Source organism: Bradyrhizobium neotropicale (assembly GCF_001641695.1).
GTDB lineage: Bacteria > Pseudomonadota > Alphaproteobacteria > Rhizobiales > Xanthobacteraceae > Bradyrhizobium > Bradyrhizobium neotropicale.
The window spans coordinates 24,365-50,949 of sequence record NZ_LSEF01000034.1; the positions used below are offsets into that span (position 1 = coordinate 24,365).

At 65.0% G+C, this 26,585-nt stretch carries 25 protein-coding genes; 6 read left to right on the forward strand and 19 right to left on the reverse strand.

Translation table 11 applies throughout. The annotated features are described in order from the left end of the window. Positions 1-76: 76 nt before the first annotated feature. The 6 genes from AXW67_RS09430 to radA form a co-directional block, all read right to left on the reverse strand. The gene (locus tag AXW67_RS09430) at positions 77-1,303 is read right to left on the reverse strand and encodes an ABC transporter substrate-binding protein (protein ID WP_027551475.1); all 1,227 of its coding nucleotides are present in this window, start codon (positions 1,301-1,303) and stop codon (positions 77-79) included. 169 nt (positions 1,304-1,472) lie between these two features. Further along, positions 1,473-2,621 (reverse strand): NHL repeat-containing protein, encoded by a 1,149-nt coding sequence (locus AXW67_RS09435; protein WP_063677665.1) that lies wholly within the window; start codon positions 2,619-2,621, stop codon positions 1,473-1,475. 75 nt (positions 2,622-2,696) lie between these two features. Next, the gene (locus AXW67_RS09440; protein ID WP_063677666.1) at positions 2,697-3,437 is read right to left on the reverse strand and encodes an SDR family NAD(P)-dependent oxidoreductase; all 741 of its coding nucleotides are present in this window, start codon (positions 3,435-3,437) and stop codon (positions 2,697-2,699) included. A 134-nt stretch (positions 3,438-3,571) separates the two neighbouring features. Beyond that, positions 3,572-5,083: an amidophosphoribosyltransferase gene (purF, locus tag AXW67_RS09445; protein ID WP_027551472.1), complete on the reverse strand. Its 1,512-nt coding sequence runs from the start codon at positions 5,081-5,083 to the stop codon at positions 3,572-3,574. 27 nt (positions 5,084-5,110) lie between these two features. Continuing rightward, positions 5,111-5,740 carry a CvpA family protein gene (locus tag AXW67_RS09450; RefSeq protein ID WP_027551471.1) on the reverse strand — a complete coding sequence of 210 codons (630 nt, stop codon included), beginning with the start codon at positions 5,738-5,740 and terminating at the stop codon, positions 5,111-5,113. A 168-nt stretch (positions 5,741-5,908) separates the two neighbouring features. Then, positions 5,909-7,354 (reverse strand): DNA repair protein RadA, encoded by a 1,446-nt coding sequence (gene radA / locus AXW67_RS09455; protein ID WP_027551470.1) that lies wholly within the window; start codon positions 7,352-7,354, stop codon positions 5,909-5,911. Between the two features lie 226 nt (positions 7,355-7,580). Between radA and AXW67_RS09460 the strand changes: the two genes are divergently transcribed. After that, a complete protein-coding gene (locus AXW67_RS09460) occupies positions 7,581-8,735 on the forward strand; it encodes an ABC transporter substrate-binding protein (RefSeq protein ID WP_063677667.1) in 1,155 nt (384 codons plus the stop codon). Further along, positions 8,735-10,804 carry a putative bifunctional diguanylate cyclase/phosphodiesterase gene (locus AXW67_RS09465; RefSeq protein ID WP_063677775.1) on the forward strand — a complete coding sequence of 690 codons (2,070 nt, stop codon included), beginning with the start codon at positions 8,735-8,737 and terminating at the stop codon, positions 10,802-10,804. The genes AXW67_RS09460 and AXW67_RS09465 overlap by 1 nt, the downstream gene beginning before the upstream one ends. 8 nt (positions 10,805-10,812) lie before the next feature. Here the strand turns inward: AXW67_RS09465 and AXW67_RS09470 are convergent, their stop codons facing one another. From AXW67_RS09470 to AXW67_RS09510, 9 genes are all read right to left on the reverse strand, one after another. Next, entirely contained in the window at positions 10,813-11,541 is a 729-nt protein-coding gene (locus tag AXW67_RS09470; RefSeq protein ID WP_063677668.1) for a sulfite exporter TauE/SafE family protein, read from the reverse strand. 135 nt (positions 11,542-11,676) lie between these two features. Next, a complete protein-coding gene (locus tag AXW67_RS09475) occupies positions 11,677-12,636 on the reverse strand; it encodes a ribokinase (protein WP_347336749.1) in 960 nt (319 codons plus the stop codon). After that, a complete protein-coding gene (rpiB, locus tag AXW67_RS09480) occupies positions 12,614-13,060 on the reverse strand; it encodes a ribose 5-phosphate isomerase B (RefSeq protein ID WP_063677670.1) in 447 nt (148 codons plus the stop codon). Before rpiB ends, AXW67_RS09475 begins: the two co-directional genes overlap by 23 nt. Before the next feature lie 66 nt (positions 13,061-13,126). Further along, on the reverse strand, positions 13,127-13,921 hold the full coding sequence (locus tag AXW67_RS09485) for a transporter substrate-binding domain-containing protein (RefSeq protein ID WP_063677671.1): 795 nt from the start codon (positions 13,919-13,921) through the stop codon (positions 13,127-13,129). Between the two features lie 19 nt (positions 13,922-13,940). Beyond that, positions 13,941-14,696 (reverse strand): amino acid ABC transporter ATP-binding protein, encoded by a 756-nt coding sequence (locus tag AXW67_RS09490; protein WP_063677672.1) that lies wholly within the window; start codon positions 14,694-14,696, stop codon positions 13,941-13,943. A gap of 1 nt (position 14,697) precedes the next feature. Continuing rightward, a complete protein-coding gene (locus tag AXW67_RS09495) occupies positions 14,698-15,366 on the reverse strand; it encodes an amino acid ABC transporter permease (protein ID WP_063677673.1) in 669 nt (222 codons plus the stop codon). A gap of 7 nt (positions 15,367-15,373) precedes the next feature. Then, positions 15,374-16,057, reverse strand: coding sequence for an amino acid ABC transporter permease (locus AXW67_RS09500; RefSeq protein WP_063677674.1), 684 nt, complete (start codon positions 16,055-16,057; stop codon positions 15,374-15,376). Positions 16,058-16,066: 9 nt separating this feature from the next. Continuing rightward, a complete protein-coding gene (locus AXW67_RS09505; protein WP_063677675.1) occupies positions 16,067-16,966 on the reverse strand; it encodes an NAD(P)-dependent oxidoreductase in 900 nt (299 codons plus the stop codon). Between the two features lie 41 nt (positions 16,967-17,007). Continuing rightward, positions 17,008-17,748 (reverse strand): FadR/GntR family transcriptional regulator, encoded by a 741-nt coding sequence (locus AXW67_RS09510; RefSeq protein WP_027551459.1) that lies wholly within the window; start codon positions 17,746-17,748, stop codon positions 17,008-17,010. A gap of 279 nt (positions 17,749-18,027) precedes the next feature. Here AXW67_RS09510 and AXW67_RS09515 point away from each other — a divergent pair, with 279 nt between their 5' ends. Further along, entirely contained in the window at positions 18,028-18,396 is a 369-nt protein-coding gene (locus AXW67_RS09515) for a GFA family protein (RefSeq protein WP_063677776.1), read from the forward strand. A gap of 101 nt (positions 18,397-18,497) precedes the next feature. Continuing rightward, the gene (locus tag AXW67_RS09520; protein ID WP_063677676.1) at positions 18,498-19,313 is read left to right on the forward strand and encodes an SGNH/GDSL hydrolase family protein; all 816 of its coding nucleotides are present in this window, start codon (positions 18,498-18,500) and stop codon (positions 19,311-19,313) included. Between the two features lies 1 nt (position 19,314). On the opposite strand, the gene AXW67_RS09525 is transcribed toward AXW67_RS09520, so the two are convergent. Beyond that, positions 19,315-20,085 carry an exodeoxyribonuclease III gene (locus AXW67_RS09525; protein ID WP_063677677.1) on the reverse strand — a complete coding sequence of 257 codons (771 nt, stop codon included), beginning with the start codon at positions 20,083-20,085 and terminating at the stop codon, positions 19,315-19,317. 45 nt (positions 20,086-20,130) lie between these two features. On the opposite strand from AXW67_RS09525, the gene AXW67_RS09530 reads away from it, so the two are divergent. Beyond that, entirely contained in the window at positions 20,131-20,349 is a 219-nt protein-coding gene (locus tag AXW67_RS09530) for a cysteine rich repeat-containing protein (protein ID WP_027551455.1), read from the forward strand. 11 nt (positions 20,350-20,360) lie between these two features. Here AXW67_RS09530 and alr read toward each other — a convergent pair whose 3' ends face one another. From alr to AXW67_RS09545, 3 genes are all read right to left on the reverse strand, one after another. Continuing rightward, complete coding sequence (gene alr / locus AXW67_RS09535; RefSeq protein WP_145927509.1) at positions 20,361-21,644, reverse strand: alanine racemase; 1,284 nt, start codon at positions 21,642-21,644, stop codon at positions 20,361-20,363. 40 nt (positions 21,645-21,684) lie between these two features. After that, entirely contained in the window at positions 21,685-23,190 is a 1,506-nt protein-coding gene (locus AXW67_RS09540) for a replicative DNA helicase (protein ID WP_063677678.1), read from the reverse strand. 812 nt (positions 23,191-24,002) lie between these two features. Beyond that, the gene (locus AXW67_RS09545; RefSeq protein ID WP_063677679.1) at positions 24,003-25,253 is read right to left on the reverse strand and encodes a cyclopropane fatty acid synthase; all 1,251 of its coding nucleotides are present in this window, start codon (positions 25,251-25,253) and stop codon (positions 24,003-24,005) included. A gap of 278 nt (positions 25,254-25,531) precedes the next feature. On the opposite strand from AXW67_RS09545, the gene AXW67_RS09550 reads away from it, so the two are divergent. Beyond that, positions 25,532-26,551, forward strand: coding sequence for a c-type cytochrome (locus AXW67_RS09550; protein WP_063677680.1), 1,020 nt, complete (start codon positions 25,532-25,534; stop codon positions 26,549-26,551). The last annotated feature ends 34 nt before the right edge of the window (positions 26,552-26,585 follow it).

Below are 26,585 nucleotides of genomic sequence, written 5' to 3' on the forward strand. Positions count from 1 at the left end.
ACCAATTTCGTGAGGCCGCGAAGAGATGGTGGGCACGGTGCTTAGGCGCCTATGCCCACCCTACGGCAGCGTCGACTTACTTCTTGACCAGCGGGCACTCGCTGTCCTTGAGCGGCTTGGCCGCATCTTCCGCTGAAATGGTCGCGACCAGTTTGTAATAGTCCCACGGCCCCTTCGACTCTTCCGGCTTCTTCACCTCGAACAGATAGGCCGGGATGATGCGGCGTCCGTCGATGCGCAGGGGGCCCTTGCCGAACAGCGGATCGTCGGTCGGGATTTCCTTCATCTTGGCGACGACCTTGGCGCCGTCATGCGGGTTGCCGCCGAGGGCGTCCAGCGCCTTCAGGTAATGCAGCACGGCGGCATAGTTGCCGGCTTGGGTCATCGACGGCATCGCATGATTGCTCACCTTTTCCTGGAAGCGCTTGGACCAGGCGCGCGTGTTGTCGTTGAGGTCCCAATAGAAGGACTCGGTGAAGGTCAGGCCGTGCGCGGTCTTCAGGCCGAGCGAGTGAACGTCGTTGATGAACAGCAGGAGGGCTGCGAGCTTCTGGCCGCCTTCGACGATGCCGAACTCGGCCGCCTGCTTGATCGCGTTGGTGGTGTCGCCGCCGGCATTGGCGAGACCGACGATCTTCGCCTTCGAGTTCTGCGCCTGCAGCAGGAAGGACGAGAAGTCGGAGGTATTGAGCGGATGCTTGACGCCGCCAAGCACCTTGCCGCCGTTCGCGGTGACGACCGCGCTCGTATCGCGCTCCAGTGCGGCACCGAAGGCATAGTCGGCGGTCAGGAAGAACCAGGTGTCGCCGCCGGCCTTGGTCAGCGCCTTGCCGGTGCCGTTGGCAAGCATGTAGGTGTCATAGGTGTAGGAGATCGTGTTGGCGTTGCAGGCCTTGCCGGTCAGATCGGCGCTGGCGCCGCCATTGTTGAGCAGGACGGCGTTCTTTTCCTTGACGACGTTGCTCACGGCCAGCGCCACGCCCGAGTTCGGGGTATCGGCGATAACATCGACCTTCTGGGTGTCGATCCACTGGCGCGCGATGTTGACGCCGACGTCCGGCTTGTTCTGGTGATCGCCGCTGATGACCTCGATCTTCCAGCCCTTGGCGAGGAGGCCGGAATCCTCGACTGCCATCTTGATCGCCACCACCGCATTGGGGCCGCCGATATCGGCGTAGAGGCTCGACATGTCGTTGAGCACGCCGATCGTGACAGTCTTGTCCTGTGCGTAAGCGGATGTTGCAAAACCGAAGGCGGCACAGGCCAGAAGGGCCGCATAGCGGCGCGCGAGCGTCGTCGTCATAAAAGGTTTCCTCCATTGTCAAATATCCGGACGGCTCTCTTGGGCGGAGCCTTGTTCCGGCTGGTTTCCCGCTTACCGTGTCCTGCGGTCTGCGGCAATGCGCCTAAAGCCGGATGGCGCTGCGTCCAAGCGTCATCCGGGTCAACTTTTGGACAAGCTCTGCCGCGGTCTATTTGAGCGCGCCCGAGGTCAGCTGGAATTTCTGGATGCGCTTTCCGGTGTCGACCTCGGCGGTATAGACGTTACCCTTGGCATCGATCCCCATGGCATGCACCCAGTGGAATTGCCCGGCATTCCGGCCATTGCGACCGAAGCTGCCGACCACGCGGCCGTCATCGCGGTTGATGACCCGGATCTCGTTGTTCTCGCCATCGGCGCTGAGCAGATAAGTCTGCTTCGCATCGGGCCAGATCGCGATGTCCCAGACCGCGCCGTTGCCGAGCGTGTTCTTCTCGAAGAAGAACCCCTTCACGAAGCTGCCGTCCTTCCTGAACACCTGGGTACGGTTGTTGATGCGGTCGCAGACATAAACGAGCCCGTCATTGGCAAGCTTCACGCAGTGGACCGGGTTGCCGAATTGTTGGGCAACCGGCGCCTTGGGATCGTAAGGCGCCTGCTTGTCGTCGTTCGGCTTGTTGCCGTAGGCGCCCCAGTGGCGCTTGTAGGCGAGCGTGCTCGCATCGAACACGATGACGCGGCGATTGCCGTAGCCGTCGGCGACGTAGATCTCGTTTGCTTCCTTGTCGATCGCGGTCTCGGCGGGCTTGCCGAGCTGGGTCGTGTCGTTGCTGCCGAGGCTCGGCGCGATCTTGCCGATCTGCCCGACAAACTTGCCGTCGAGCGTGAATTTCAGAATGGCGTTGTCGTTGTCGGCATTGCCGCCGATCCAGACGAAGCCGCGCTCGTCGACCTCGATGCCATGCTCGCGGCCGACCCATTCATAGCCTTCGCCGGAACCGCCCCAGGAGCGCAGCAGATTGCCGTCGGTGTCGAATTCGAGGACGGGCGGCGCCGGCACGCAGCATTTCGAGCGCGGCGGATTGAGGGTGGCGCCTTTCTCGTCATCAGTAGGCGAACGCGGGCGATGGATGACCCAGATGTGTCCCTGCCAGTCCACGGTGATGCCGCCGACCTGGCCGAGGATCCAGTTGTTCGGCAGCGGCTTTGGCCAGGATGCATCGACCGCGAAGGTCGGGACGCCGCCTCCGATTGCTACGCCGGGTCGCGCGAGCATCACCGCCGCGATGAGGATTGAAATGGTGAAAGAGAGACGTGCCAGCGCACGCGTACGGCCTGCGCGATCGTGCCACGGCGCCATGGCGACCTCCCATTTTTCCTGCGGCTTGCTGCCGCTTGAGCGCGGCAGTCAATCGCGGGGAGGTCGGGAAGTCAATTACGCCGGGGGGCGGAAGCTCATCAGGGTGCGGGTCTTGTAATCGTAGAATTTGCCGGTCTCGGTCCAGTCCGGGGCGCACATCGGTACGATGAATTCGGCGACCTGCTCAGGCGTATCCAGCGTCGTCGGATCTTCGCCCGGCATCAGTGTCGCGCGCATCCGGGTGCGGATGGGACCCGGATTGAACAGGTTGATGCGCAAGGGCGTGTTCGCGGTCTCCTGCGCCCAGGCGCGCGCCAGCGTCTCCAGCGCGGCCTTGGAGGCGGCATAGGGGCCGACATAGGCGGTGGCCTTGTTGGCGGCGCCCGAGGTGATGAACACCGCGCGGCCGGCGTCGGACTGCTTGAGCAGCGGCTCCATGCAGCGAATGAGCTGGAAGTTCGCGGAGACGTTGACGGCCATTACGTCGTTGAAGGGCTTCAGCTCGATATGGCCGAGCGGCGAGGCGGGGCCGAGCACGCCGGCATTGCCGACGAGGATGTCGAGCTTGCCGTAGCGTTCGTGCAAGCCGGCGCCGAGCCGCGCGATGCCGTCGGAATCGGTGAGGTTGAGCGGCACCAGCGTCGCGGTGCCACCGTCCTTGCGGATCTCGTCGTCGAGCTCCTCGAGCCCGCCCTGCGTGCGTGCCACCGCCACGATATGTGCGCCGGCTCTTGCCAACGCTTGGGCCGTGGCGAAGCCGATGCCGCGCGAGGCGCCGGTGACGAGAGCGATGCGGTTGGCGAGGGGTTTTGTCATGGCGGGGTTTTACAGGCGTCAGCGCCCGGGACAAGCCCTTGCAAAGCCGTCATTCCGAGGCGATGCGAAGCATCGAACCCGGAATCTCGAGATCCCGGGTCCTGCGGACCGCCCCCGGAATGATGCGTTCGGCGTCAGCTCGCCTCCGCCAGCAGCGACAATTGCCGGGGCTGCGCTTCGGTCTGGGTCTGGTCGGTAAGGTGGGTCGGATAGGCGCCGGTGAAGCAGTGGTCCGAGAATTTCGGATTGGCCGGATCGCGGCCGGGTTCGCCCATGGCGCGGTACATGCCGTCGATCGACAGGAAGGCCAGCGAGTCCGCTCCGATGATCTCGCGCATTTCCTCAAGCGAATGCGTCGCGGCGAGCAGGCCGCCGCGATCGGGCAGGTCGATGCCGTAATAGTCGGGATAGAGGATCGGGGGCGAGGCGAGGCGGAAGTGCACTTCGGTCGCGCCCGCATCGCGCATCATGCGCACGATCTTCTTCGAGGTGGTGCCGCGCACCAGCGAGTCGTCGATCAGGATGATGCGCTTGCCTTCGATCGCGGCGCGGTTCGCCGAATGCTTCATGCGCACGCCGGATTCGCGGATCGCCTGCGTCGGCTGGATGAAGGTGCGGCCGACATAGTGGTTGCGGATGATGCCGAGCTCGAACGGCACGCCGGAATGCTGGCTGTAGCCGACCGCGGCGGGCACGCCCGAATCCGGCACCGGCACGACCACGTCGACCGGTACATGGCTCTCACGCGCGAGCTGCGCGCCGAAGGCCTTGCGCACCTCGTAGACGGAGCGGCCGTGGACGATGGAATCCGGACGCGAGAAATAGATGTATTCGAAGATGCAGGGGCGCGGCGCCATCGGCGGGAACGGCTTGTGGACGTCCTGGCCGTTCTCGTCGAACACAATGACTTCGCCGGGCTCAATGTCGCGGATGAAGCGCGCGCCGATGATGTCGAGCGCACAGGTCTCCGAGGTCAGGATCGGGCAGCCGTCGAGCTCGCCGAGCACGAGCGGGCGGATGCCGCGCGGGTCGCGTGCTCCGACCAGCTTCTTGTTGGTCAGCGACACCAGCGCATAGGCGCCCTCGATGGCGCGCAGCGCGTCGATATAGCGCTCGATGAAGCGGTTGCGCTTGGACTGCGCGACCAGGTGCAGGATCACCTCGGTGTCGGTGGTGGACTGCATCATCGCACCGTTCTTCACGAGCTCGCGGCGCAGCGTCAGTCCGTTGGTGAGATTACCGTTGTGGGCGACCGCAAGGCCGCCGGCATTGAGCTCGGCGAACAGCGGCTGCACGTTGCGCAGGATGGTGGCGCCGGTCGTGGAATAGCGGACATGGCCGACCGCGACGTTGCCGGGCAGGCGGTCGATCACCTCGCGGCGGGAGAACGTGTCGCCGACGAGGCCGAGGCGGCGCTCGGAATGGAAGCGGTTGCCGTCATAGGACACGATACCGGCGGCTTCCTGGCCGCGGTGTTGAAGGGCGTGCAGGCCGAGTGCGGTAATCGCGGAGGCTTCGGGGTGGCCGTAGATGCCGAACACGCCGCATTCCTCGCGCAGCGTATCCCCCTCCAGGTCGTCCTGAAGCTCTAGCGCGGCTGGGCCGAGATCGAGATCAAGTTGGGCGTCCTGGTCAGGGTTTCGCATCTCGTCCGCGCCTCTCTCTGGGTTCAATCAACGCGCCGCAGGCTTCTCGATCAGCTTTTTCAGGCTGTCACGAGCTGGTTTACTGTATCCGTCGCTGCCGCCCGAAGGCTGCTGCTCGGAATCAGCTTGATCATCATCTGGTTTGTTTTTCTTGAATCTCTTCAAGATGGTGTTCTCGGGGTCATCCGGCAAGAGCGACATCAGCCAATCTCCGGTTCCCTGGAGCACGACCCGGGACTTGGCCCCGGTGACCCAGTCCGGACGCTGCTTGTCCGGCACCAGCCAGGTGAAGAACAGGAAGGCGACCACGACGATCAAAAGGCCGCGAGCGAGGCCAAACAGGAAGCCGAGGGTGCGGTCGAGGGCGCCGATCCGCGAATCCAGGATCATGTCGGAGATGCGCACCGTGATCACGGAGACCACGATCAGGGTGCCGACGAAGACGCCGGCGACGACGACCACGCTCGCGACCGTGTCGTTGTTGAAATAGGTCTTTGCGGTCGGCAGCAGCTTGGAGAACGAGTAGAGCGTCACGATCGCGGCGGCGCCCCAGGCTGCGATCGACAGGATTTCGCGCATGAAGCCGCGGACCATGGCAAGCAGGCCCGAGATCAACATCACGCCGAGCAGAATCAGGTCGAGGAGTGTAATCGGCATCGGCTGGTCTGGTCCGCTCGTACTCTCAAAGGTGCTCAGCGAATCGGTGTTCTGGCCGCCGCCCTAAGTGAGGGGCAGACAATGCTCCCGGCAAGACCGGAACCACGCAATCCCGTGCTGCTTTTGTGACGGCTGTATAGCGGCGGGGGCCGGGGACGTCACCTCCGGCTAACCCTCTCCACGGCGGAATCTTGCCGGTGTGGCATTTTTCTCTGCCGGCGCGTTCGCATCGCCTCGGCGGGAGCCGCGGGCGGCGATCTCGGCCACCAAGGTCGTCAGGCTGTTGACCGCGTTGAGCGCCAGCCCGGCGTCGCCGCCAGCCTCGCCCCGGGCCGATTCGGGCAGTACGGCGCGGCTGAAACCGAGCTTGGCCGCCTCTTTCAGCCGGGCAGGCGTCTGGGCCACTGGGCGGACTACGCCGGAGAGTGAGATTTCGCCGAAATAGACCGCATCCGTGGGTAACTGCGCATTAACCAGCGAGGACACCAGCGCAGCCGCGGCGGCGAGATCGGCCGCCGGCTCGTGGATGCGCAGGCCACCGGCGACGTTCAGGTAGACGTCATGGCCGGACAGCTTGACCCCGCAATGGGCCTCCAGCACCGCCAGCACCATCGAGAGCCGGCTCGGGTCCCAGCCGACCACCGCCCGCCGCGGGGTTCCGAGCGAGGTCGGGGCGACCAGCGCCTGCAACTCGACCAGCACGGGCCGCGTGCCCTCGATGCCGGCGAACACCGCCGTGCCCGGCGTCCCGAGGTCGCGCTCGGAAAGGAACAGCTCCGACGGGTTCGTCACTTCGCGCAGGCCGAGGCCCGTCATCTCGAACACGCCGATCTCGTCGGTCGGGCCGAAGCGGTTCTTCACCGCGCGCAGGATGCGGAATTGCTGCGAGCCCTCGCCCTCGAAGGACAGCACGGCGTCAACCATGTGCTCGACCACGCGGGGGCCCGCGATCTGGCCGTCCTTGGTGACGTGACCGACCAGGATGATGGCAGCTCCGGTCTTCTTGGCGAAGCGGATCAGCGCCTGTGCGGAGGCGCGCACCTGCGTCACCGTGCCGGGCGCGGATTCCACCGTGTCGGTCCACATGGTCTGGATCGAGTCGATCACGATCAGCCGAGGGACTGCGCCTTCCGACAGCGTTGAGACGATGTCCTCGACAGAGGTTTCGGCGGCAAGCTGCACCGGCGCATCCGACAGTCCGAGCCGTTCTGCGCGCAGGCGCACCTGCGCGACAGCCTCTTCGCCGGAGATGTAGACGATGCGGTGGCCGGCGCGTGCCAGCATGCTGGTCGCCTGCGTGAGCAGGGTCGACTTGCCGATGCCGGGATCGCCGCCGACCAGGAGCACCGAGCCGCGGACAAAGCCGCCGCCGGTGACGCGGTCGAGTTCGGTCATCCCGGAGGACAGGCGCGGGGCGTCCGGACTTTTTCCCGCGAGGCTCTCCAGTGCAAACGTCCGTCCCTTGCGCTTGGAGCGGATCGACACCGGCACGCTGCCGGTCGCGTCTTCCTCGGCAAGCGTGTTCCACTCACCGCAGGCGTCGCACTTGCCCTGCCAGCGATTGTAGGCCGCGCCGCAGTTCTGGCAGACGAAGGAAAGCGTGTTCTTGGCCATGGGAGAGCGAGTCGGAGGGTTTCAGATTTGCTGATAGCACGGAACGGGAAGCCGGGAGCGCGTTTGCCGGCCCGTCACCGGCGTCGCCCGCGCAGGTCAATATCGCAATTCAAGCGATTGGATACACCCTTTGTTAGCTCTGCGCGGCCGTAACCAACCGGATTTTGCGAAGTGTTAGCGGACGCGGGGCCAACCTCGGAACCAATTCGGGGTGGCGAAGAGAACGATGAGATTCCTGCGCATATTGCTGGCCGTGAGCCTGGCCTGCGGCGTTCTTGCGCCCGCCGGCGGTGCCGTTGCGGCCGAGGGAAAGCCCCTCAACATCGTCTTCGTCAATCCGGGCAAGACCGGCGAGGTCTTCTGGGACATGGTCTCGCAGACCATGCAGGCGGCCGGGCGCAAGCTCAATGCGAAGGTCGAGGTGCTGACCAGCGAGCGAAACTACCGCACCATGCAGGAACTCGGCCTCGCCGTGCTCGCCCGTGCCGAGAAGCCCGATTTCCTCATCCTGTCCAACGAAGAATCCGCGGCGGTCCCGATCGTGGAGGCGGCCGAAATCGCTGGCGTCAAGACGCTGCTGCTGTCGAACACGCTGATCGGCGAGGATGCGGCGCGCCTGGGGCCGCCGCGCGAAAAGCTCAAGACCTGGCTCGGCGACATCACGACTGACCTCACGACAGCGGGCGCGCGCATGGCGAATGCGCTGATCGGCGCGGCGCGTGCTCGGAAATGGCAGAGCTCGGACGGCAGGATCCACATTCTCGGAATCGGCGGCGACGAGATCACGCCGGCCTCGATCGCCCGCAACGCCGGTCTGGACCTCGCCGTGGCGGCCGCGCCCGACGTGGTGGTGGACCGGATGCTGTTCGCCAACTGGACGCAATCGGAGGCCGAGCACGTCACGGCCAATTATCTGAACTGGGCCTCCCGCAAGGGCATCCGTCCCGCCGGCATATGGGCCGGAAACGATCCGATGGCGCTGGGAGCGCTCAACGCACTGGCGGCCGCCGGCCTCGCGCCGGGCCGGGACATCGAGGTGGTCGGCCTCAATTGGTCGGAGGACGCCCTGCGCGAGATCAAGGTGGGCCGTCTGCTCCTGACCGACGGCGGCCACTTCCTGCTCGGCGGCTGGTCGATCGTCCTGCTGCGCGACTACGCCGACGGCTGCGATTTCGCGGCGGCTTCACCCCATGTCGAGGTCAAGACATCAGCGGTGACGCGCAACAACCTCGTCTCCGTCAGCGCCCTGATCAGGACGCGCGCCTTCGAGCGTATCGACTTCGCGCGCTTCAGAGCCAAGGCCGGCGCCTGCGGCCGTTATGACTTCTCCATCGACGCGCTCATCTCGTCGCTGTCTCCTGCGAACGGCGCCGGTGAATGATGAAGAAAGACGACGCGATGACCGATCCGGATCGAGCCGGGCAAGCGAGGCCCGCGGCTTCGCGCTCGGTCGTCCGTGCGATGATCTGGGCCACGGTGCCCGTGCTGCTGCTGGTTCAGCTGCTCGCCTCGGCCGGCGTCGAGGTCTCGAGCTTCTGGTCGCAGATCAGGCAGCTCGACGCCCGCATCGCCCGGGTTGCCGACAGCCGCGCCGAGCTCATCGCCGAGCCGCTCTGGAAGATGCGCTATGAGCAGGTCACGAGCGTGCTCGACGAGATCATGCACGACGAGTCGATCTCTGCCGCAGCCGTCTATGACGACACCGGCGCTGCCATTGCCCGCGTGGTGGCGCGGCCGACCGGCCAGGCGGTCGCGGAGGTCTCGCGTCCCATCAAGTACAGCAACGGCAACATCGCCGTTCAGGCCGGCCGGATCGCGATCGCCTATTCCTATTCCTCGCTCTATGCGGATGCGGGCAGCCGGCTGATGATGCTTCTCGTCGTCGGCGTGCTGGCGACGCTTGCGACCGTGATCGCGATGCGGATTTCGGCGAACGTCTTCATCGGCGGGCCGCTCGCCGCCATGATGTCGGCGATCCAGCGCAGCAAGCAGGACGGCCGCGCCTATCCGGCCGATGTCCGCGCCTCGAACGAGTTCGGCCAGCTTGCGCAGGCCTTCAACGCCATGCAGCACACGACGTCCGGCGCGCTCGACCGCCTCGGCCACATGGCCTCGCACGATCCTCTCACCGGCTTGCCAAACCGCCGCTCCCTGACCGAGCGCCTTGTCGTCCTGAGCAGCGAGGCCGGTTCGCACGATGCGCTGGTCGCGTTCTGCTTCATCGATCTCGACGACTTCAAGGGCATCAACGACACGTTCGGTCACGATGCCGGCGACAAGTTCCTGATCCACATTTCGGAGCGGCTTCGCGGTGCGGTCGAAGCGGAGGATTGGGTCGCGCGGCTCGGCGGCGACGAGTTCGTGGTCATTCGCCCCGAGGTGACGAACGAGGCGGCCGCGCAGGCGTTCGCACGGCGCTTGCTGGACGCCATTTCCGAGCCGATCCGGCTGCACGATAAGCTGGTGATGCCGCGCGCCAGCATCGGCCTCGCCGTGCGCCACGCCGACGATCCTGAGCTGTCGCATCTGCCGGCGCTCGCCGACATCGCGCTCTACCATGCCAAGAGCAAGGCGCCGGGCACCGTCGCCGTGCTGGACGAGGCGCTTCAGCGTGACTATCGCCGCCGCAGGGATCTGGAGCTCGCCATTCCGGCGGGCTTCGCCGAAGGACAGTTCGAGGTCTGGTACCAGAGCCAGATCGACCTCGAAAACCAGAGCGTCGCCTGCCTGGAGGCGTTGATCCGCTGGCGCCATCCCGAGCACGGCGTCATCGGACCGGCCGAGTTCCTTCCGCTGATCGAGCGCAGCGGCAACAATGCGCGGCTGACGCGCTATGTGCTGACCGACGCCTGCCGCGCCCTGCAGCGGCTGGCCGCCGCGAGCAAACCGCAGATCCGGATCGCGATCAATCTGCCGCCATCAGAACTGGCGGACCATTCACTCGCCGGCGATATCCGCGAGACCTGCACGCTTTTCGGCGTTGCCGCTTCGTCTCTCGAGCTCGAAATCACCGAGGGCTCGCTGATCAACAACATCACTAGCGCGTCCGAGACGCTGCGCCGCTTGCGGCGGCTGGGGGCCACAATCGCGCTCGACGATTTCGGCACGGGCTACAGCTCGCTCGCGCACCTGCGCCGCTTTCCGCTCGACAAGGTCAAGATCGACAAGGCGTTCATCAGCGAGATCCCGGCCAGCGCCGAGGACAAGGCGATCGTCGGCGTCATTGCCTCGCTCGCGGACACCTTGGGTCTCACCTTGATTGCGGAAGGCATCGAGCGGGCCGAGCAGGCGCAGGCGATGCGCGAGATCGGGGTGAGGTTCGGGCAGGGCTATCTCTATCAGAGGCCGCAACCGCTCGATGCCGTGCTGCAATGGCTCGAGGGGCAGCCGGCACCCGAGAGGCAGGTACTTGCCGAGAGCCCTTCGGTCGTCCCCGAATTCGCTGCGTGAGTGCCGCGTTACGGTGACTGTGTCGCGTTCCAGAGCATGGAGAGCCCGGCCGCGATCATGATCGCGTCCATCACGAGGCGGAACACGTCCGGCTTCAGGTGCAGCACGAAGCGCTTGGCGATGAAGGCGCCCGACATCAGCGAGGAGCCTGCGATCAGGCCCTTGACGAAGACATCCTGCGTCAGAGCGCCGAACCGTTCGAAGGTCACGGATTTAGCGAAATAGAGTCCGAGCGATGAGGCCGCCTCGGTCGCGAGAAAGGCGCCCTTGGTCAGGCCGTAGAACAGGAATAGCGGCACACTGAGCGGGCCGGTCGAGACCACGATGCCGGTGAGATAGCCGATCACGGCGCCGCCGATCGCGAGGTGCCAGAGATTGGCCTTCAACTGGTGTCGCGCGAGATAGTGCCGGGCCGGCACCATGGCGATCAGGAACAGGCCGATGGCGAGATCGACGGCGTGCGAGGGCAGCGCCAGCAGCGTGCGTGCGCCAAGGGCGGCGGCCGGAACGCCCGTGACCGAATAGGCCGCGCAGGCCCGCCAGTCGACCTCGCGCCACCAGGCCAGGATCCGCGAAAAATTCGCCATCACGGACGCGACCGCCATGATCGGAACCGCCTCCTTCGGTCCGTAGGCATAGACCAGCACCGGCATCAGCATGATCGACGATCCCGTGCCGACGATGCCGGAAATGGTGCCGGCCAGCAGGCCGACGCTGAGGACGAAGAGGAAAGCCAAGGGAACCGCTCCGGGAATCGGGGGAGTGTAGCCGGAGGAGCCTCTGAGGGCGAATGGTGGTGCCAGATGTTCGGGAGCGTCGTCTTGAAAATCGGGACGACGGTGAAGCACCGGAACTCGGTGTCGCCGGACCGATCAGGCAAGAGACGAGAGTGCGCTCCGCTGGGGCATGCCGGCCTGCGCGCCACGCTTGAGGCACTTTTGCGCTGCGGCTTCGCACCCAACACGCATCGCTGCTTCCAGTGGCATGGTTTCACTCAGCACGGCGGCCAATGCGCCGGCAAAGGTGTCGCCCGCGCCGGTCGTGTCGACCGGCGTGATGTGCGGGGCGGGCACCCGAAGGCAGGTGCCGTCAGCCGTCGCGGCAAGCGCACCTTGCGCGCCCGCGGTGACGATGCAGGTGAGATCACCGGCCTTCGCGAGATGACCGGCTGCGGTTTCGTAATCGGAAGAGGCGAGGCCGATGGCTGCGGCGGAATCGCGCGCCTCGTGCTCGTTGACGAGGAGGTAGTCGGTCACAGCGAGCAGCTCTGTGATCATTGGCGCAGTCACCTGCTCCGGAACCGGCGCGAGATTCCAGAGCACGGTGCCCGATGCCGATTTCGTCCGACGTGCAGCCGCAAGCGACTGCGCGAACGCGACCTCCATCTGCAACACGAGGAGAGTATCGGCGGCGAAGAATCCGGCCGGAAGGTCTGACGCGCTGGCGGCCATGTTGGCGCCGCTGGCGACGGTGATCGCATTCTCGCCGGCACGATCGACCGTGATGAAGGCACAGCCGGTGGGCTCGTCGGATCGGATGACGAGACCGGTGTCGACGCCGTTTGCCGCGAGGTTCTCGATCGCGTCGTTGCCAAAGCCATCGTGACCGACGCGGCCCGCCATCCGGACACGTCCAGCGCCTCCGATCCGCGCGGCGGCCACTGCCTGATTGGCGCCCTTGCCGCCGAAATCCATCCCGTAGGACGGCGCGAGCACCGTCCGGCCGGGGCCGGGAATGACCGGGACCTGCGCGACCAGATCGATGTTGAGCGATCCGAATACCAGGATCATGGCGCGCAGCCCCGCGAGGTCAGCCTTCCTCGTCCATGACACGAAGCTTCTCGACACGGCGGCGGAAGTCCTCGTCGGTGGAGAATTCGGCGGAAAGATAGGAAGAAACCAGATCCACTGCGAGCCAGGCGCCGACGATCTGGGCGCCGATGCACATGACGTTCACGTCATCATGCTCGACGCTCTGGTGGGCCGAATGAACGTCGTGGCAGACCGCGGCGCGGATGCCCTTCATCTTGTTGGCGGCGATCGAGGCGCCGACGCCGGTGCCGCACACCATGATTCCGCGCGCGGCTTCGCCCGAAGTTACCTTCTGCGCCACGGCGCGCGCGATGTCGGGGAAGTCGACCGGCTTGTCGTCATAGGAGCCGACGTCGACGACCTCATGGCCGAGGCTGCGGATATGGTCGATGACGGTCTGCTTGAGCGGCCAGCCGGCGTGGTCCGATCCGATGACGAGGCGCATGTGATTTCCTTTTCGATTGTCCTTTGACCGTGACGGCCGATGCCGGCCGTCACGGTTCGGTCTCGTTCAGCCACGCATGTCGAGCGGGAGCTCGACCCCGTGGAATTTCTTGTAGATGGCGTTCAACTTGCCGTTCTTGATGTTTTCGGCGATCCAGGCATTGAGCTTGTCCATCAGGCGCGGCTCGCCCTTCTTCAGGCCGATGGCGAGATCGAAGGTTGCGAGCGGGATGCGTGACTCGAAGACGCGCGCCGGATTCTTGACGCCGATCTGGTTGATGATCGTCGCCGACGAGCCGACGCAGTCGACCTGACCGGAGACGGCCGCCGTCACCATGGTGGCATCGTCGTCAAAGCGAGCGATCTTCAGGTCCTTGTCCTTCATGTTGGACAAGGTCGTGTCCTGCGTGGTGCCGCGGGAGACGCCGATCGATTTGTCCTTGACGTCGGGCCAGCCCTTGACGCTCGACGATTTCATGCAGCCGATGTCCGATTGCAGTGTCGCGTAGCGATTGGTGAAGTCGATCACCTTGGCGCGTTCGGGCGTCACCGACAGCGTCGAGATGATGATGTCGGCCTTGCCGGTCAGGACGTTGGGGATGCGGGTCGCGCCGGTGGTCTGGACGAATTCGAGCTCGAGTCCCCAATCCTTGGCGAGCAGTTGCGCCACTTCGACGTCCGAACCGGTCGGCTTCATGCTGGCGTCCATCATGCCCGAGGGCGGAATGGCAAGATCGGTCGAGATGCGGATCTTCTTCGCTTTCATGATGTCGTCGAGCAGGTCGGCCGATGCCGGCGTCGCCGCCATCATCATGAAGCAGCACAGCGATACGGCCGCGCCCAGCAATTTCCTGTTTGTCATCCTTGGTTTTCCTCTCTTGTTATGATTTTAGATTGCCCGTGCCGACGAACTGCCTCAGCTCGGGGGTCGTGGGCGACGTCAGAATCGAGGCGGGCCCGGATTCGTGGACCTTGCCGCGATGCATGAACACGATCCTGTCGGCGATGCTCTTGGCGAACCCCATCTCGTGGGTGACCATCACCATGGTCATTCCGTCCGCGGCCAATTGCTCGATGACCTTCAGCACTTCGCCGGTGAGCTCGGGATCGAGTGCGGAAGTAACCTCGTCGAACAACATGACCTTCGGCTGCATCGCGAGTGAGCGGGCGATCGCGGCGCGCTGCTGCTGGCCGCCGGACAGTTGCTCGGGATAGGCGTGCAGTTTCTCCTCGAGCCCGACCTGGGCGAGCACCTTGCGCGCCAATTCCTTCGCCTGGCCGGTGGCCATTTTCTTAACAGCGCAGGGCGCCAGCGTGATGTTCTGTTCGATCGTCAGGTGCGGGAATAGATTGTAGCTCTGGAACACGATGCCGACGTCCTGGCGCAGGGCGCGCAGATCCACGTCCGGCCGGTCGACCCGGTGCCCGCACACCATGATTTCGCCGCCGTCGACTTTCTCGAAGCGGTCGATGCAGCGCAGGGCCGTGCTCTTGCCTGAGCCGGACCGGCCGATGATGGCGAGCACCTCGCCGCGATCGACCGCGAAGCTGACGCCGTCGAGGACCTTGAGCGGGCCAAAGCTCTTCTGCACGTCGCGGAGCGACACGATTGGTTCGGAGGAGGTGTTCTGCTGCATGTCAGGCCGGAGCGAGGTTGACCCTGCCACGTCCCATGCGTCGCTCCAGCCTCTGGCTGAACAGCGACAGCGGATAGCACATGGCAAAGTAGACGACGGCGATGATCGCGTAGATGACGAAGGGTTCGAACAGAGAGTTGTTGACGATCTGGCCCGAACGCATCAACTCGACGAAGCCGACCACTGATGCGAGCGAGGTGTTCTTGATGATCTGCACCATGAAGCCGACGGTGGGTGGCGTTGCGATGCGGATCGCCTGCGGCAAGATCACCTTCAGCATGCGCTGGGTCCGGCTCAGCGCGAGGCCTTCCGCCGCCTCCCATTGCGGCTTTGGCACGGACTGGATGGAGCCGCGCCAGATCTCGCCGAGATAGGCGGCGACATAGAGCGTGAGCGAGGCAGAGGCCGCCACGAGCGGCGAGACCTGCAGGCCGATCGCGGCGAGGCCAAAATAGCCGAGGAACAGGATGACGAGCAGCGGCGTGCCCTGGACGAGCTGGACATAGGCGGCGCTGGCGAGCCGCACCGATTTGAGCGGCGATATGCGCGCCAGCGCGATCGCGAAGCCGACGGTGCCGCCGCCGATGAGCGCGATGAGGGACAGCCCGACGGTCCACAGCGCGCCGTGGCCGAGGAAGATCAGGTGATTGATGTTGAGATGTCCGCCCATGGTCATCTCACAGCGGTGTGCCGAGCCGGCGCCGGCGCGGAAACAGCACGAGGCCGAGGCCCCAGAATCCGGCGCGCATTACCAGCGACAGGATCACGTAGAGAACGGCGACGATGATGTACGTCTCGAAGGCGCGATAAGTGTCCGACTGGATGTAGTTGGCGATCGCGGTGAGCTCCTCGGCCGAGATCTGCGAGCAGACCGAGGAGGCCAGCATCAAGAGCACGAACTGGCTGGTGAGCGCGGGATAGACCCGCTCGACGGCGGGCAACAGGATGATGTGCCAGTAGATCTGCACGCGCGAAAGCGCCAGTCCCTCGGCCGCCTCGATCTGGCCGCGCGGGATTGCCTCGAAGCCGGCGCGCATGATCTCGGCGGTATAAGCGCCGACATTGATGGTCAGCGCCGCGACGGCCACGGTGAAGGCGGAGAATTTGAGGCCAAGGCTGGCGAGCCCGAAATAGACCAGGAAGATCTGGACCAGCAGCGGCGTGTTGCGGATCGTCTCGACATAGACCTTGCAGGCACCGGCGATCAGCGCGTTATGCGTTCCGCGTCCGACTGCGGCAAGCGTGCCGAGGAGGGCGCCGAACATGGTCGCGAGGGCCGCGAGCTCCAGGGTAAGGGCGGCGCCGCCGAGGAAGCTCGGCCAGCGCTCCAACACCGCAGGAAAGTCGAGTTGGATGCCCATCGCGCCCGGTCAGTCCCTGACCTGGTTGGTCATGCGGTCATAGACGCGGAACAGCGCCTGGTTGCCGTTTGTGCCTTCGCCGTGCGCCCGTGCATCGACATACTGGCTGGTGACGAGCGCGGTGCCGGGCAACGGCACGTTCAGCGCCTGTGCGTGCTCCTGCACCAGGCGAAGGTCCTTCAGCATCAGGTCGATGCGGAAGCCGGCGCTCACGTCGCCCTCGATCATGGCGGGGCCGAGCTTGTCGAGCATCCAGGAGGCGGCAGAGCCGCCGAGCAGTACCCGGCGGAGCAGGTTGAGATCGACGCCTGAGGCGCGTCCCAGCGCGAGTGCCTCGCAGATTGCCTGGATGTTGATGCCGCAGATGAGTTGATTGCAGAGTTTTACGGTCTGGCCGGCGCCGGATGCGCCGACATGCGTAATGGTCGTGCCCATGGCGCGGAAGAATGGTTCGGCCCGCGCAAAGTCGCCGGAATCGCCGCCCGCCATGATCGATAGCGCCGCGTTCTTCGCACCCACCGGACCGCCCGAGACCGGCGCATCGATGAAGCCGACGCCAATCCGTTTCAAATCGGCATGGATGCGGCGGACCGCCACCGGCGAGATCGTGCTCATGTCCACGACAAGCTTGCCGGGTGGGGGCGACTTCAGCAGGCCGTCCTCGCCGTTGATGGTCGCCTCGACATGGGGCGTGTCGGGCAACATCGTGATGACAATGTCGGCGCCGAGCGCGGCATCCGCTGGAGTTTGCGCGCGCACCGCGCCTTCCTTGACGACGTCAGGGACGGCCGCCTCATTGAGATCGAAGGCGTGAACCGCGTGCCCGGCCTTGAGGAGGTTGCGCACCATTTCCCGGCCCATCGTGCCGATGCCGATGAAGCCCACGCTGCCCTTGTCGTCTCGTCCCATGTCGTTTGTCCGTTTCTTGTTTGCTTGGTCCGTCCCGTCGGTCAGCGTAAGGCGCTGCTTCGGTCCACGTCGCCGACGACGGCCCGCCGCCGGTATTCGTCTCCGATGGCAAAATGCTTGCGCAGCGTCGCATCCGCTCGTTCTGGATCGCGCGCGACGACCGCCTCGAAGATGCGCCGGTGGTCGTCGATCAGGTACGTCTTCATTGATGGGAAGGCCTGCACCAGTTCGCGACGGCTGCGATGTGAATGCGTGAGCAGGCCCGCCATTGAATTGTGCAGGACAGTCAGCGTCTCCGAACGCGACGCCACGACGATCGCGCGGTGGAAATCGAAGTCGGCCATGCCGCCGGCATCGGCCTCGTCGATCGTCTCCTCGATCCTCGCAAGCGCGCGCTGCAGGCGCTCGAAATCAGCAATACCTGCGCGTTCGCAGGCGAGCCGGATCGCCTGGCATTCGATCGCGACGCGCGCCTGCATGACGTCGTCGAGCATGTCTGCCTGCTGGGCGAGAGCGAAGGTGAAGAAGTCGTTCAGAACCGACACGTCCGGCCGCGTCACCACGGTTCCGATGCGGTCGCGGATCTCGACGATGCCGAGCACGGTGAGGGCGCGCAGCGCCTCGCGGACGATCGGCCGGCTGACGCCGAGGAGGCTCGCAAGCTCTCGCTCCGAGATCAGGCGGTCGCCGGGCTTGAGCGAGCCTGCAAGCAGGCGCTCGCGCAGGAAGGCAAAGACCTTCTCGAACCCTTTTTCGCCTTCGGCGGCCCGCTTGAGTTCCATCCCCGTCCCGTTTTGATATGACCTTGGTTAGACCAGTAGGATGACCAGAAGGGTGGCGTCAAGAGGCTTGCTTTGCCTGCGCTTTGGAATGGCAGGGGGATGACCCGCTACTTTGCATGGGGTTGTTTTGCGCATTTTCGCAGCGAGCCGATCTCTGGTGCCCGCGAGCGCGAGGCGCCGGTTCGAAAACCAGGGCCGGCGGCGTGCCGCGCTGCTGACAGCATGTTGGCAGCAGGGGCGGGCTATGACCGTCTCCTGCCATTCCTGAAGGGAGCGCTCATGCCGATCGAGGCAAGCTGTCATTGCGGTGAGACGGTATTCGAGGTGACCGAGGCGCCTTCGAACGTGACGCGCTGCACCTGCTCGCTCTGCGCCAAGCGCGGCGCATTGTGGGCCTATTACAAGCCGGTGCAATTCCGTCTGCTGTCGCCTGCCGACAATGTCGCGACCTATCTCTGGGGCAGTCGCACCGTCAGACATCATTTCTGCGCAAGCTGCGGCTGCGGGACCTATTCGGAATCCCCGGACTGGTCGACCGGCAAACCGGACTTCGACAATCCCAAGGTCGCCGTCAACGCCCGCCTGTTCGACGATTTCGATCTCGATGCGGTGCCGGTGATCATGATCGACGGGAAGAACCTGTGGTGACGAGGTGAATTCGCGCAGCTTCGTTGCACTTCCGTCCTCTTGAGCCGTTCAGGAAAAGCTGGTCTGTTGCCGGCCTCAGGGAGCGAACGGGGAGGAAGACGATGCTGCGCCTTTTGCGAGCGATGTTCGCGGTGTGTTTGGCCGTTGTAGCCTGTTTCGGTGCCGCGCAGGCGCAGACCAAGCCGAAGATCACATCGCTCGGGCCGGACTTTCCCAGGGCCGCGCTGTTCGTCGGCAACAGCTTCTTCTACTACAACAACGGCATGCCCGGGCATCTCTCCCTCCTGGAGCGGGCTGCGGATGAAGCAAACAAGGCGAGCTATCGCAACACCATGGCGACCATCGGCGGCTCCGGCCTCGATTGGCACGACATGGACAATTTGCTGCGGCCGGGCGGCCTCGGCGCCTATTCCTTCGACGACCAGAACCACGTCGTCTTCAACAAGCCCGGCAAGCAGTTCGACGCAGTCGTAATGATGGATTGCAGCCAGTGCCCGATCCATCCGCAATTGAAGGACGCGTTCGTCACCTTCGCCAGGAAGGACAGCGACATCGTCCGCGCCCACGGCATGCGACCGGTGCTGTTCATGTCCTGGGCCTATGCCGACAGGCCGGAGATGACCGCCGAACTCGCCGAGGCCTACACAGCCGCCGGCAACGCCAATGACGCGCTCGTCATTCCCGCCGGGCTCGCATTCGCGCGCGTGCGCAAGCTTCAGCCGGAGCTCAATCTCTATGCGCCGGACAGGCGGCACCCGAGTCCCACGGGCACGTATCTCGCCGCATGCGTGAGCCTTGCCGCGCTGACCGGCCGCTCGCCCGTCGGCAATTCCTACACGATGGGGCTGGATGCGCCGACCGTGGAGCTTCTGCAGAAGGCGGCCTGGGACACGGTGCGGGAGTATTACGGGCGCTGACCTATCGCAGCACGATCCACGCCGGCGCGTGATCGCTGGCGCCGTCCTCGCCGCGGATGGTCTTGTCGACGCCGGCCTTGAGCAGGCGCGGGGCGAGGACCGGGCTGAGCAGCAAATGATCGAGCCGTAGCCCCGCATCGCGCGGCCAGCGGTTTCGCTTGTAATCCCAGAAGGTATAGACGCGTTTCTCCGGATGCAGTTCTCGGATCGCGTCGCACCAACCCTGTGCGACGAGTGAGGCAAAGGCCGCGCGGCTCTTCGGCTGGATCAGCGCGTCCTTGTCCCACGAGCGCGTCGGATAGATGTCGATCGCGGTCGGCGCGACATTGTAGTCGCCGGCGAGCACGACCGGAAGATCCTGCTCGAGGAATGTCTTGGCGTGGCGCTTGAGCCGGGCGAGCCAGGCCAGCTTGTAGTCGAATTTCGGTCCGGGTTGTGGATTGCCGTTGGGCGCGTAGATGCTGGTGACGATGATGCCGCGTATTGCGGCCTCGATGTAGCGTGCCTCGTGATCGTCACGATCTCCGGGTAAGCGGTCGCGAGTCAGCACGGGCTCGGCGTCGCGGGCGAGGATGGCGACGCCGTTCCAGGTCTTCTGTCCGCACCACACCGCGCCGTAGCCGGCTTTCTCGATCGCGGCGATCGGGAATTCGCCGTCGGTTGCCTTCAACTCCTGGAGCGCGACGATGTCGGGTCTTGCCGCACGCATCCACGCCAGCAGATTGGGCAGGCGGCGGTTGATGTTGTTGATGTTGAATGTCGCGATCTTCATGTAGAGATGGCGGCCCTATTCGTTACGATCCGAACCGGAGACACCATGTCCAAGTTGAACTTCGCTGCCATCGCCTTTGCCGTCATGTTCTCCGGGGCCGCGCTGGCACAATCGACCGACACGCGCGGCGCGTGCAAGGCCGATTACGACAAATTCTGCGCCGGCATCGCGCCCGGCAAAGGCCAGATCGTCGCTTGCCTCAAGAGCAAGCGCGACCAGCTCAGCGACACCTGCAAGAAGGCACTCGACAGCAGGAAGAAGTAGGCGGCGATCCGCTAGGTCGGCAGCGGCGGCGGGCTGACCGGCTGCTCGACCGGCGGTGGAGAGGGTGGCTGCTCCGCGGCCGGCGCAGGCGTCGGCTTCTCCAGCGGCTCAACCACGTTGCCGCCCTTGTAGACGCGGGCGTAGCGGGGGCCGAGGCTGGTGAGCACCTCGTAGCCGATGGTGCCGAAATGATGCGCGAGCTCGTCGACGGTGATGCCTTCGCCGAGCAGCGTCACCATATGGCCGCGCCGCACCGTATTCGGTGGCAGATCGGTGATGTCGATTGCGATCAGGTCCATGGAGACGCGGCCCGCGACCGGGCAGCGCTTGCCGGCCACGATCACCTCAGCGCCGCGGGTGCCGTCATTGGAGCTGGCGGCGCGGAAATAGCCGTCGGCGTAGCCGACCGCGACGATCGCGAGCTTGGTCGGTCGCCGCGCGGTCCAGGTGCCGCCATAACCAACGGTTTCCCCGCGTTCGATATTGCGAGTCTGCACGATGCGCGCCTTGAGATCCACGACCTGCTGCATCGGGTTGTCGGCCTCCGGCGTCGGGTTGACGCCGTAGAGCGCGGCGCCCGGCCGTACCATGTCGAACTGGAACGGAGCGCCCAGAAAGATGCCGGAGGAATTGGAGAGCGCGGCCGGCACGCCCGCGAACTCGCTGGCGATGCCGCGAAAGGCGGCGAGCTGTTTCGCATTCACCTGGCTGTTGAGCTGCTCGGCCGAGACCAGATGACTCATCACCAGCGTGATGCCGTGGTCGCCGGCATTGATGCGGGGGATGATGGCCTGCGCTTCAGCGATCGTCAGCCCGAGCCGGTTCATGCCCGTGTCGATGTGGATCGCGGCTCCGCCGGACCAGCCGGTGCGGCGGCAGAACACGTCCCATTCGGCGAGCTCATTGAGGTCGCCGATCACCGGCCGGCAGTTGATCTTGGCGTAGTGCTCGCCGGTGTTCTGGAAATAGCCGCCCAGCACGTAGATCGCAATGTCCGGCACCGCGGCGCGCACCGTGCGCGCCTCCTCGATGGTGGCGACGAAGAAGGTTCTGCAGCCGGCCTTGCCGAGTGCGCGCGCAACCTGTTCGGCGCCGCAGCCATAGGCGTCGGCCTTGATCACGGCCGAGCATTCGGCCGGTACCGCCGTCTTCTCGAGCTTGCGCCAGTTGGCGATGATGGCGTCGAGATCGACGGTGAGCACGCCGCCATAGGCGGCAAGCGCGGCGGCCTGGTTGGCCTCCGTGGAGAGAAGGCCGTTTTGCGGAATCATTTTCGGGTCCGACGCCACTGTCATGGCGCCGTTTTACGCAAGAGACCCGCGTGGTTCAAGGAACTCAATAGTCGCTGCGGTCCGGCAATTGGCCGTCATGCGCGAGATCGCCGAAGCGAGTGACCGAGGCATCGAAGTGCAGCTCGACCGTGCCGGTCGGGCCGTGACGCTGCTTGCCGATGATGACTTCGGCCCGGCCGACCGTACGTTCCATGTCGGCCTGCCATTTGGCGTGTTCCTCGGTGCCGGGACGCGGCTCCTTCATGGCGAGGTAATATTCCTCACGGAACACGAACAGCACGACGTCGGCGTCCTGCTCGATCGAGCCGGATTCACGCAGGTCCGAGAGCTGCGGCCGCTTGTCGTCGCGCGATTCCACCTGACGCGAAAGCTGCGACAGTGCGATCACGGGGACGTTGAGCTCCTTCGCCAGCGCCTTCAGGCTGGTCGTGATCTCCGTGATTTCCTGCACGCGGCTGTCGCTGGCGCGCTTGCCCGAGCCGGACAATAGCTGGATGTAGTCGATCACGAGGAGATCGAGGCCCTTCTGTCGCTTCAGCCGGCGCGCGCGCGCCATCAGCTGCGCGATCGACAGGCCGCCGGTCGCGTCGACATAGAAAGGCAGCGACTGCAGCTCGATCGAAACCTGGCGGATCTTCTCGAAATCGGCTTCCGAGATGCCGCCACGGCGGATGTGGGAGGAGGGAATGCCGGTGCGCTCGGCCACGATACGCGTGGCGAGCTGGTCGGCCGACATTTCGCAGGAGAAGAAGCCGATCACGCCGCCATTGGCGGCCTTCATGGTGCCGTCAGCCTGGAGTTCCGGAACGTAGGCTTGCGCGACGTTGTAGGCGATGTTGGTCGCAAGCGAGGTCTTGCCCATGCCGGGACGGCCCGCCACGATGATGAGGTCGGAGTGCTGCAGGCCGCCCATCTTGGTGTCGAGGTCGCGCAGGCCCGTCGAGATGCCCGACAGCTTGCCGTCGCGCTGGAACGCCTTGGCCGCAAGATCGACCGCAATCGTCAGAGCTTGCGAGAATTTCTGGAAGCCGCCGTCATAACGGCCGGACTCGGCGAGCTCATAGAGCCGCCGCTCGGCGTCCTCGATCTGCGCCCTCGGCGCGAAGTCGACCGGCGCATCATAGGCAACGTTGACCATGTCCTCGCCGATGCCGATCAGGTCGCGCCGCAACGACAGGTCGTAGACGGTGCGGCCATAGTCCTGGGCGTTGATGATCGTGGTCGCTTCCGCGGCGAGGCGCGCAAGATATTGCCCGATGGTCATGCCGCCGACGTCGGTATCGGCGGGCAGGAACGTCTTCAGCGTCACCGGTGTGGCGATCTTGCCCATCCGGATCAGGCTGCCGGCGGTCTCGAAGATCGTCTGGTGGAGGGGCTCGAAGAAATGCTTCGGCTCCAGGAAGTCGGAGACGCGGTAAAAGGCGTCGTTGTTGACCAGGATGGCGCCGAGAAGGCTCTGTTCCGCCTCGATATTATGCGGCGCGCTCCGATAGGCGGGAGTTCCGGGATCGGGCGCGAGTTTGAGGACGGTCGAATCGGTCAGAGCCATAGATTTTTACGTATTTGTTGTTCGAGCGCGGGCCGGGGATAAAGCGCTTCTCTCCGCCGCTTAGAAAGCACTCACGTGCCTTATGCCCGATTCACACAATGCGGTGTGTGAATCCTCTCCTCGGGGCCTGTCAATGCCTTGACTGGAATGCGGCCGGAGGGAGCGCCCAGTTCGAGCGTTGACGATTGAGATGATTGGGAAATCTTGCGCGGAACTTGGCCGCCCTCACTCCGATGGCATCTGCCACAGAAACCTCCGGACGGTGTGAACCTAACATGTCGGCGCACCGACTCATCCGGGAGTGCGCGCAAGACGACGCGCTGGGCTTCCGGCTCGGGCTTCAGACCAGCAGGAGGTAGACCAGCGCAACCAGGGCCGCTCCGACGCCGGTGGCGATCAGGGCGTAGTCGGTGCGGAGGTCGTCCTGCACGTCGAAGGAGGTTCGGGTCTCTTTGCTCATAGCGACCGAAATAGGCCAGGGCGGACCAGATTAATGTGAAGCAGATCACATCTTCCCGGGTTCTTTCGGGGTAGTGGCGGAACGGGAAGGCGGGCAGGAGGGTTATGCTCCGGAACCCGTCGTCAGGGAGACGAGGCGAGCGATGCGGCCAGAACGGCAGCCCCAGATTTGGCGAAGCGAGGCAGGTAGCCGGCGTTGGCTGTCGGCGCTGATCGCCGCGATGGAGGATGCCGCACGACCTGAACTGCGGCGGGAGCCCGTGCCGGCTGAGAGTATCGCAGGCCTGCGCGCGCAACTTGCGCTACCGGCTTCGCCCCGGCCCTATCAGACCTCAACCCTTCGTCACTAGATCTTATTCGCCTGCCAGCCTCAGCCTCGGCTTGCGGCCGCGTTCGAGGCCGCGCAGCCGGGCTTCTTCATGGCCGATATAGTCGCGGGTGGTCGGCACCACGCCCTGGTGCCGGGTGAGCTGAATCTGGAAGTTCATCATGTCCTGCTTGCGGAACGTCATCTCGCAGGCTGCGAGATAGAATTCCCACATCAGCGCGAAGCGCTCGTCGTAGAACTGCACGGCTTCCTCGCGCCGCGCCATGAAGCGCTCCCGCCAGGCCTTGAGCGTTTCGGCATAGTGCAGGCGCAGGATCTCGACGTCGCAGACCAGCAGCCCTGCGCGCTCGATCGCCGGCAACACCTCCGACAGGGCCGGGATATAGCCGCCGGGGAAGATATACTTGGCGATCCAGGGATTGGTGGAGTCGGGGCCCTGCGATCGGCCGATCGAGTGCAACAGCATCACGCCGTCCTCGCTCAGGAGCTCGGCGCAGCGCTGGAAAAACGTGTCGTAAAACGTCACGCCGACATGCTCGAACATGCCGACCGAGACGATGCGGTCGAAAGGCCCGTCGATGTCGCGATAATCCTCGAGCAGGAATCGTGCTGACCCGGTCAGGCCCCTCTCGGCCGCGCGCCCGTTGGAGACCTGCAACTGCTCCATCGACAGCGTGACGCCGGTGACGTCGGCGTCCGCAACCTCGGCGAGGTAGAGGCCGAGCCCGCCCCAGCCCGAACCGATGTCGAGCACGCGCTGGCCGCCCTTGAGCAGGAGCTTTGCGGCGATGTGCCGCTTCTTGGCGAGCTGGGCATCGTCAAGCGAGGTCTGCGGGGTCTCGAAATAGGCGCAACTGTATTGCTTGTCGGCGTCGAGGAAGAGCGAATAGAGCCGGCCGTCGAGATCATAGTGATGCGCGACGTTGCTGCGCGAGCGGGAGCGCGGATTGAACTGCTTCAGGTGCCGCGTGAGATAGCGCAGGTGCCACCACGGCTTTGCCCACTGCGGCAATACGTCGGGTTGATCGAGCAGGATCGCGAGGGCATCAGCTATCGTGCCGCGCTGGACGACGAATTCGCCGTCCATGTAGGCCTCGCCAAGCCCGAGTTCGGGATTGATGAGGACCCGTCGCTGCGCGTCCACGGTGACGAAGCGAACCTCCACCGGTTGGCGGGTGCCGTCGCCGACGGTGAACTTCATCCCGCTCGCCGTGGTCACCGTCATCGACCCGCGGCGGATGAACTGAGTCAGAAATCGACGCAACAAACGGTCCATCGACACCCTACCTTTCGAGCGAACCCGAAAAGATGCGACTAACCCGGCCTTCTGATCTGACGCCCAGGGACCGGATCGGTTCCTATGCGTTTGCATGTAAATCTAGCGGGGCTGGTTCCGGCCCGCTATTGCGTTGTGTTCAAAGCCGATATTCGAAAATCGCGTAGTTGCTTCCCCGCGTGATGAGCTGCCTTCCATTCGCGTCACAATCGGCTAAAAGGTGACCGCCGCGCCGGATCCCGGTTGTGTCTGCGGTTTTTTCAATGGAGAAGATGGGAATGTCGAGCCGAGCGCTCAGCCTCGCGACGGTATTGCTTCTGATTGGCTTCGGCGGGACCGACGCTGCGCTTGCGCAGGCGACCAACCTCGAGGCCGGCAAAAGCCCCTCCCAGCTTTTCGCGCAGACCTGCAACGCCTGTCACAAGAGCCCGCGGGGGCTGCTGAAGACGGTCGCGCCGGGATCGCTGCCGAGCTTCCTGCGCCAGCACTACACGACCAGTCCGGATATGGCGGGCATTCTCGCCTCTTACCTCGTCTCCAACGGCGCCACCGACACCCGCTACCAGGCCAAGGACGGTAACAAGGACGGCAAGGACAAGAAGGACGGCGTCAAGGAGAAGGACGCCAATACCAATCCCGCGCAGACGCCCGAACATCAGGGGCGCCGCCAAAGGTCGCAGGAAGCTGCCAAGCCGGAGGGCGAGGGCGCAGCTCCGGCGCCCGAGGGCGCGCGCCAGAAGCGCATGGCGCGGCCGAGCGAGGAGGGCGCCAAGGACGGCGCCAAGGAAACTGGCAAGCCCGAGGCTGCCGACGAACGTGCTCCCGAAGGCCGCAAAGGCAAGCGCCTGAGCAAGCGCGGCAAGCCGGAAGCTGAGGAGGCGCCGAAGGTCGACGCCGCCGCGCCGGCCGACGACAAGAAGGGCGAGGCCAAGACAGAGCCCAAGACTGAACCCAAGACTGAACCGAAAGCCGAGCCCAAGAGCGAGAGCGCCAAGGTCGACGCCGGGCGCGATGAGGCCAAGCCGGACAGCGCCAAGGTCGAGCCGAGCAGCCCGGTGTTGCGGCCCGATCCGGTGCCGCAGGTGACGCCGGCCCCGGCGGCCGCTGCGAAGCCGGCCGAGCCCGCCGCGCCGAAGCCGACCGAAGCAGCCGCGCCCAAACCGGCCGAAACGACGACCAATGGCAGCTCCGAGCCGGCGACCAAGCCGCAGGATCCGCCGCCAACCCCGACCGCCGCAGCGCCTTCATCGGCGCCGGCCGAGTCGTCCGGGCTGCCGACCCCACCGATCTCGCGATAAGCAAATCGTCAGCTCAAGACCCCCGGAGGTCGCG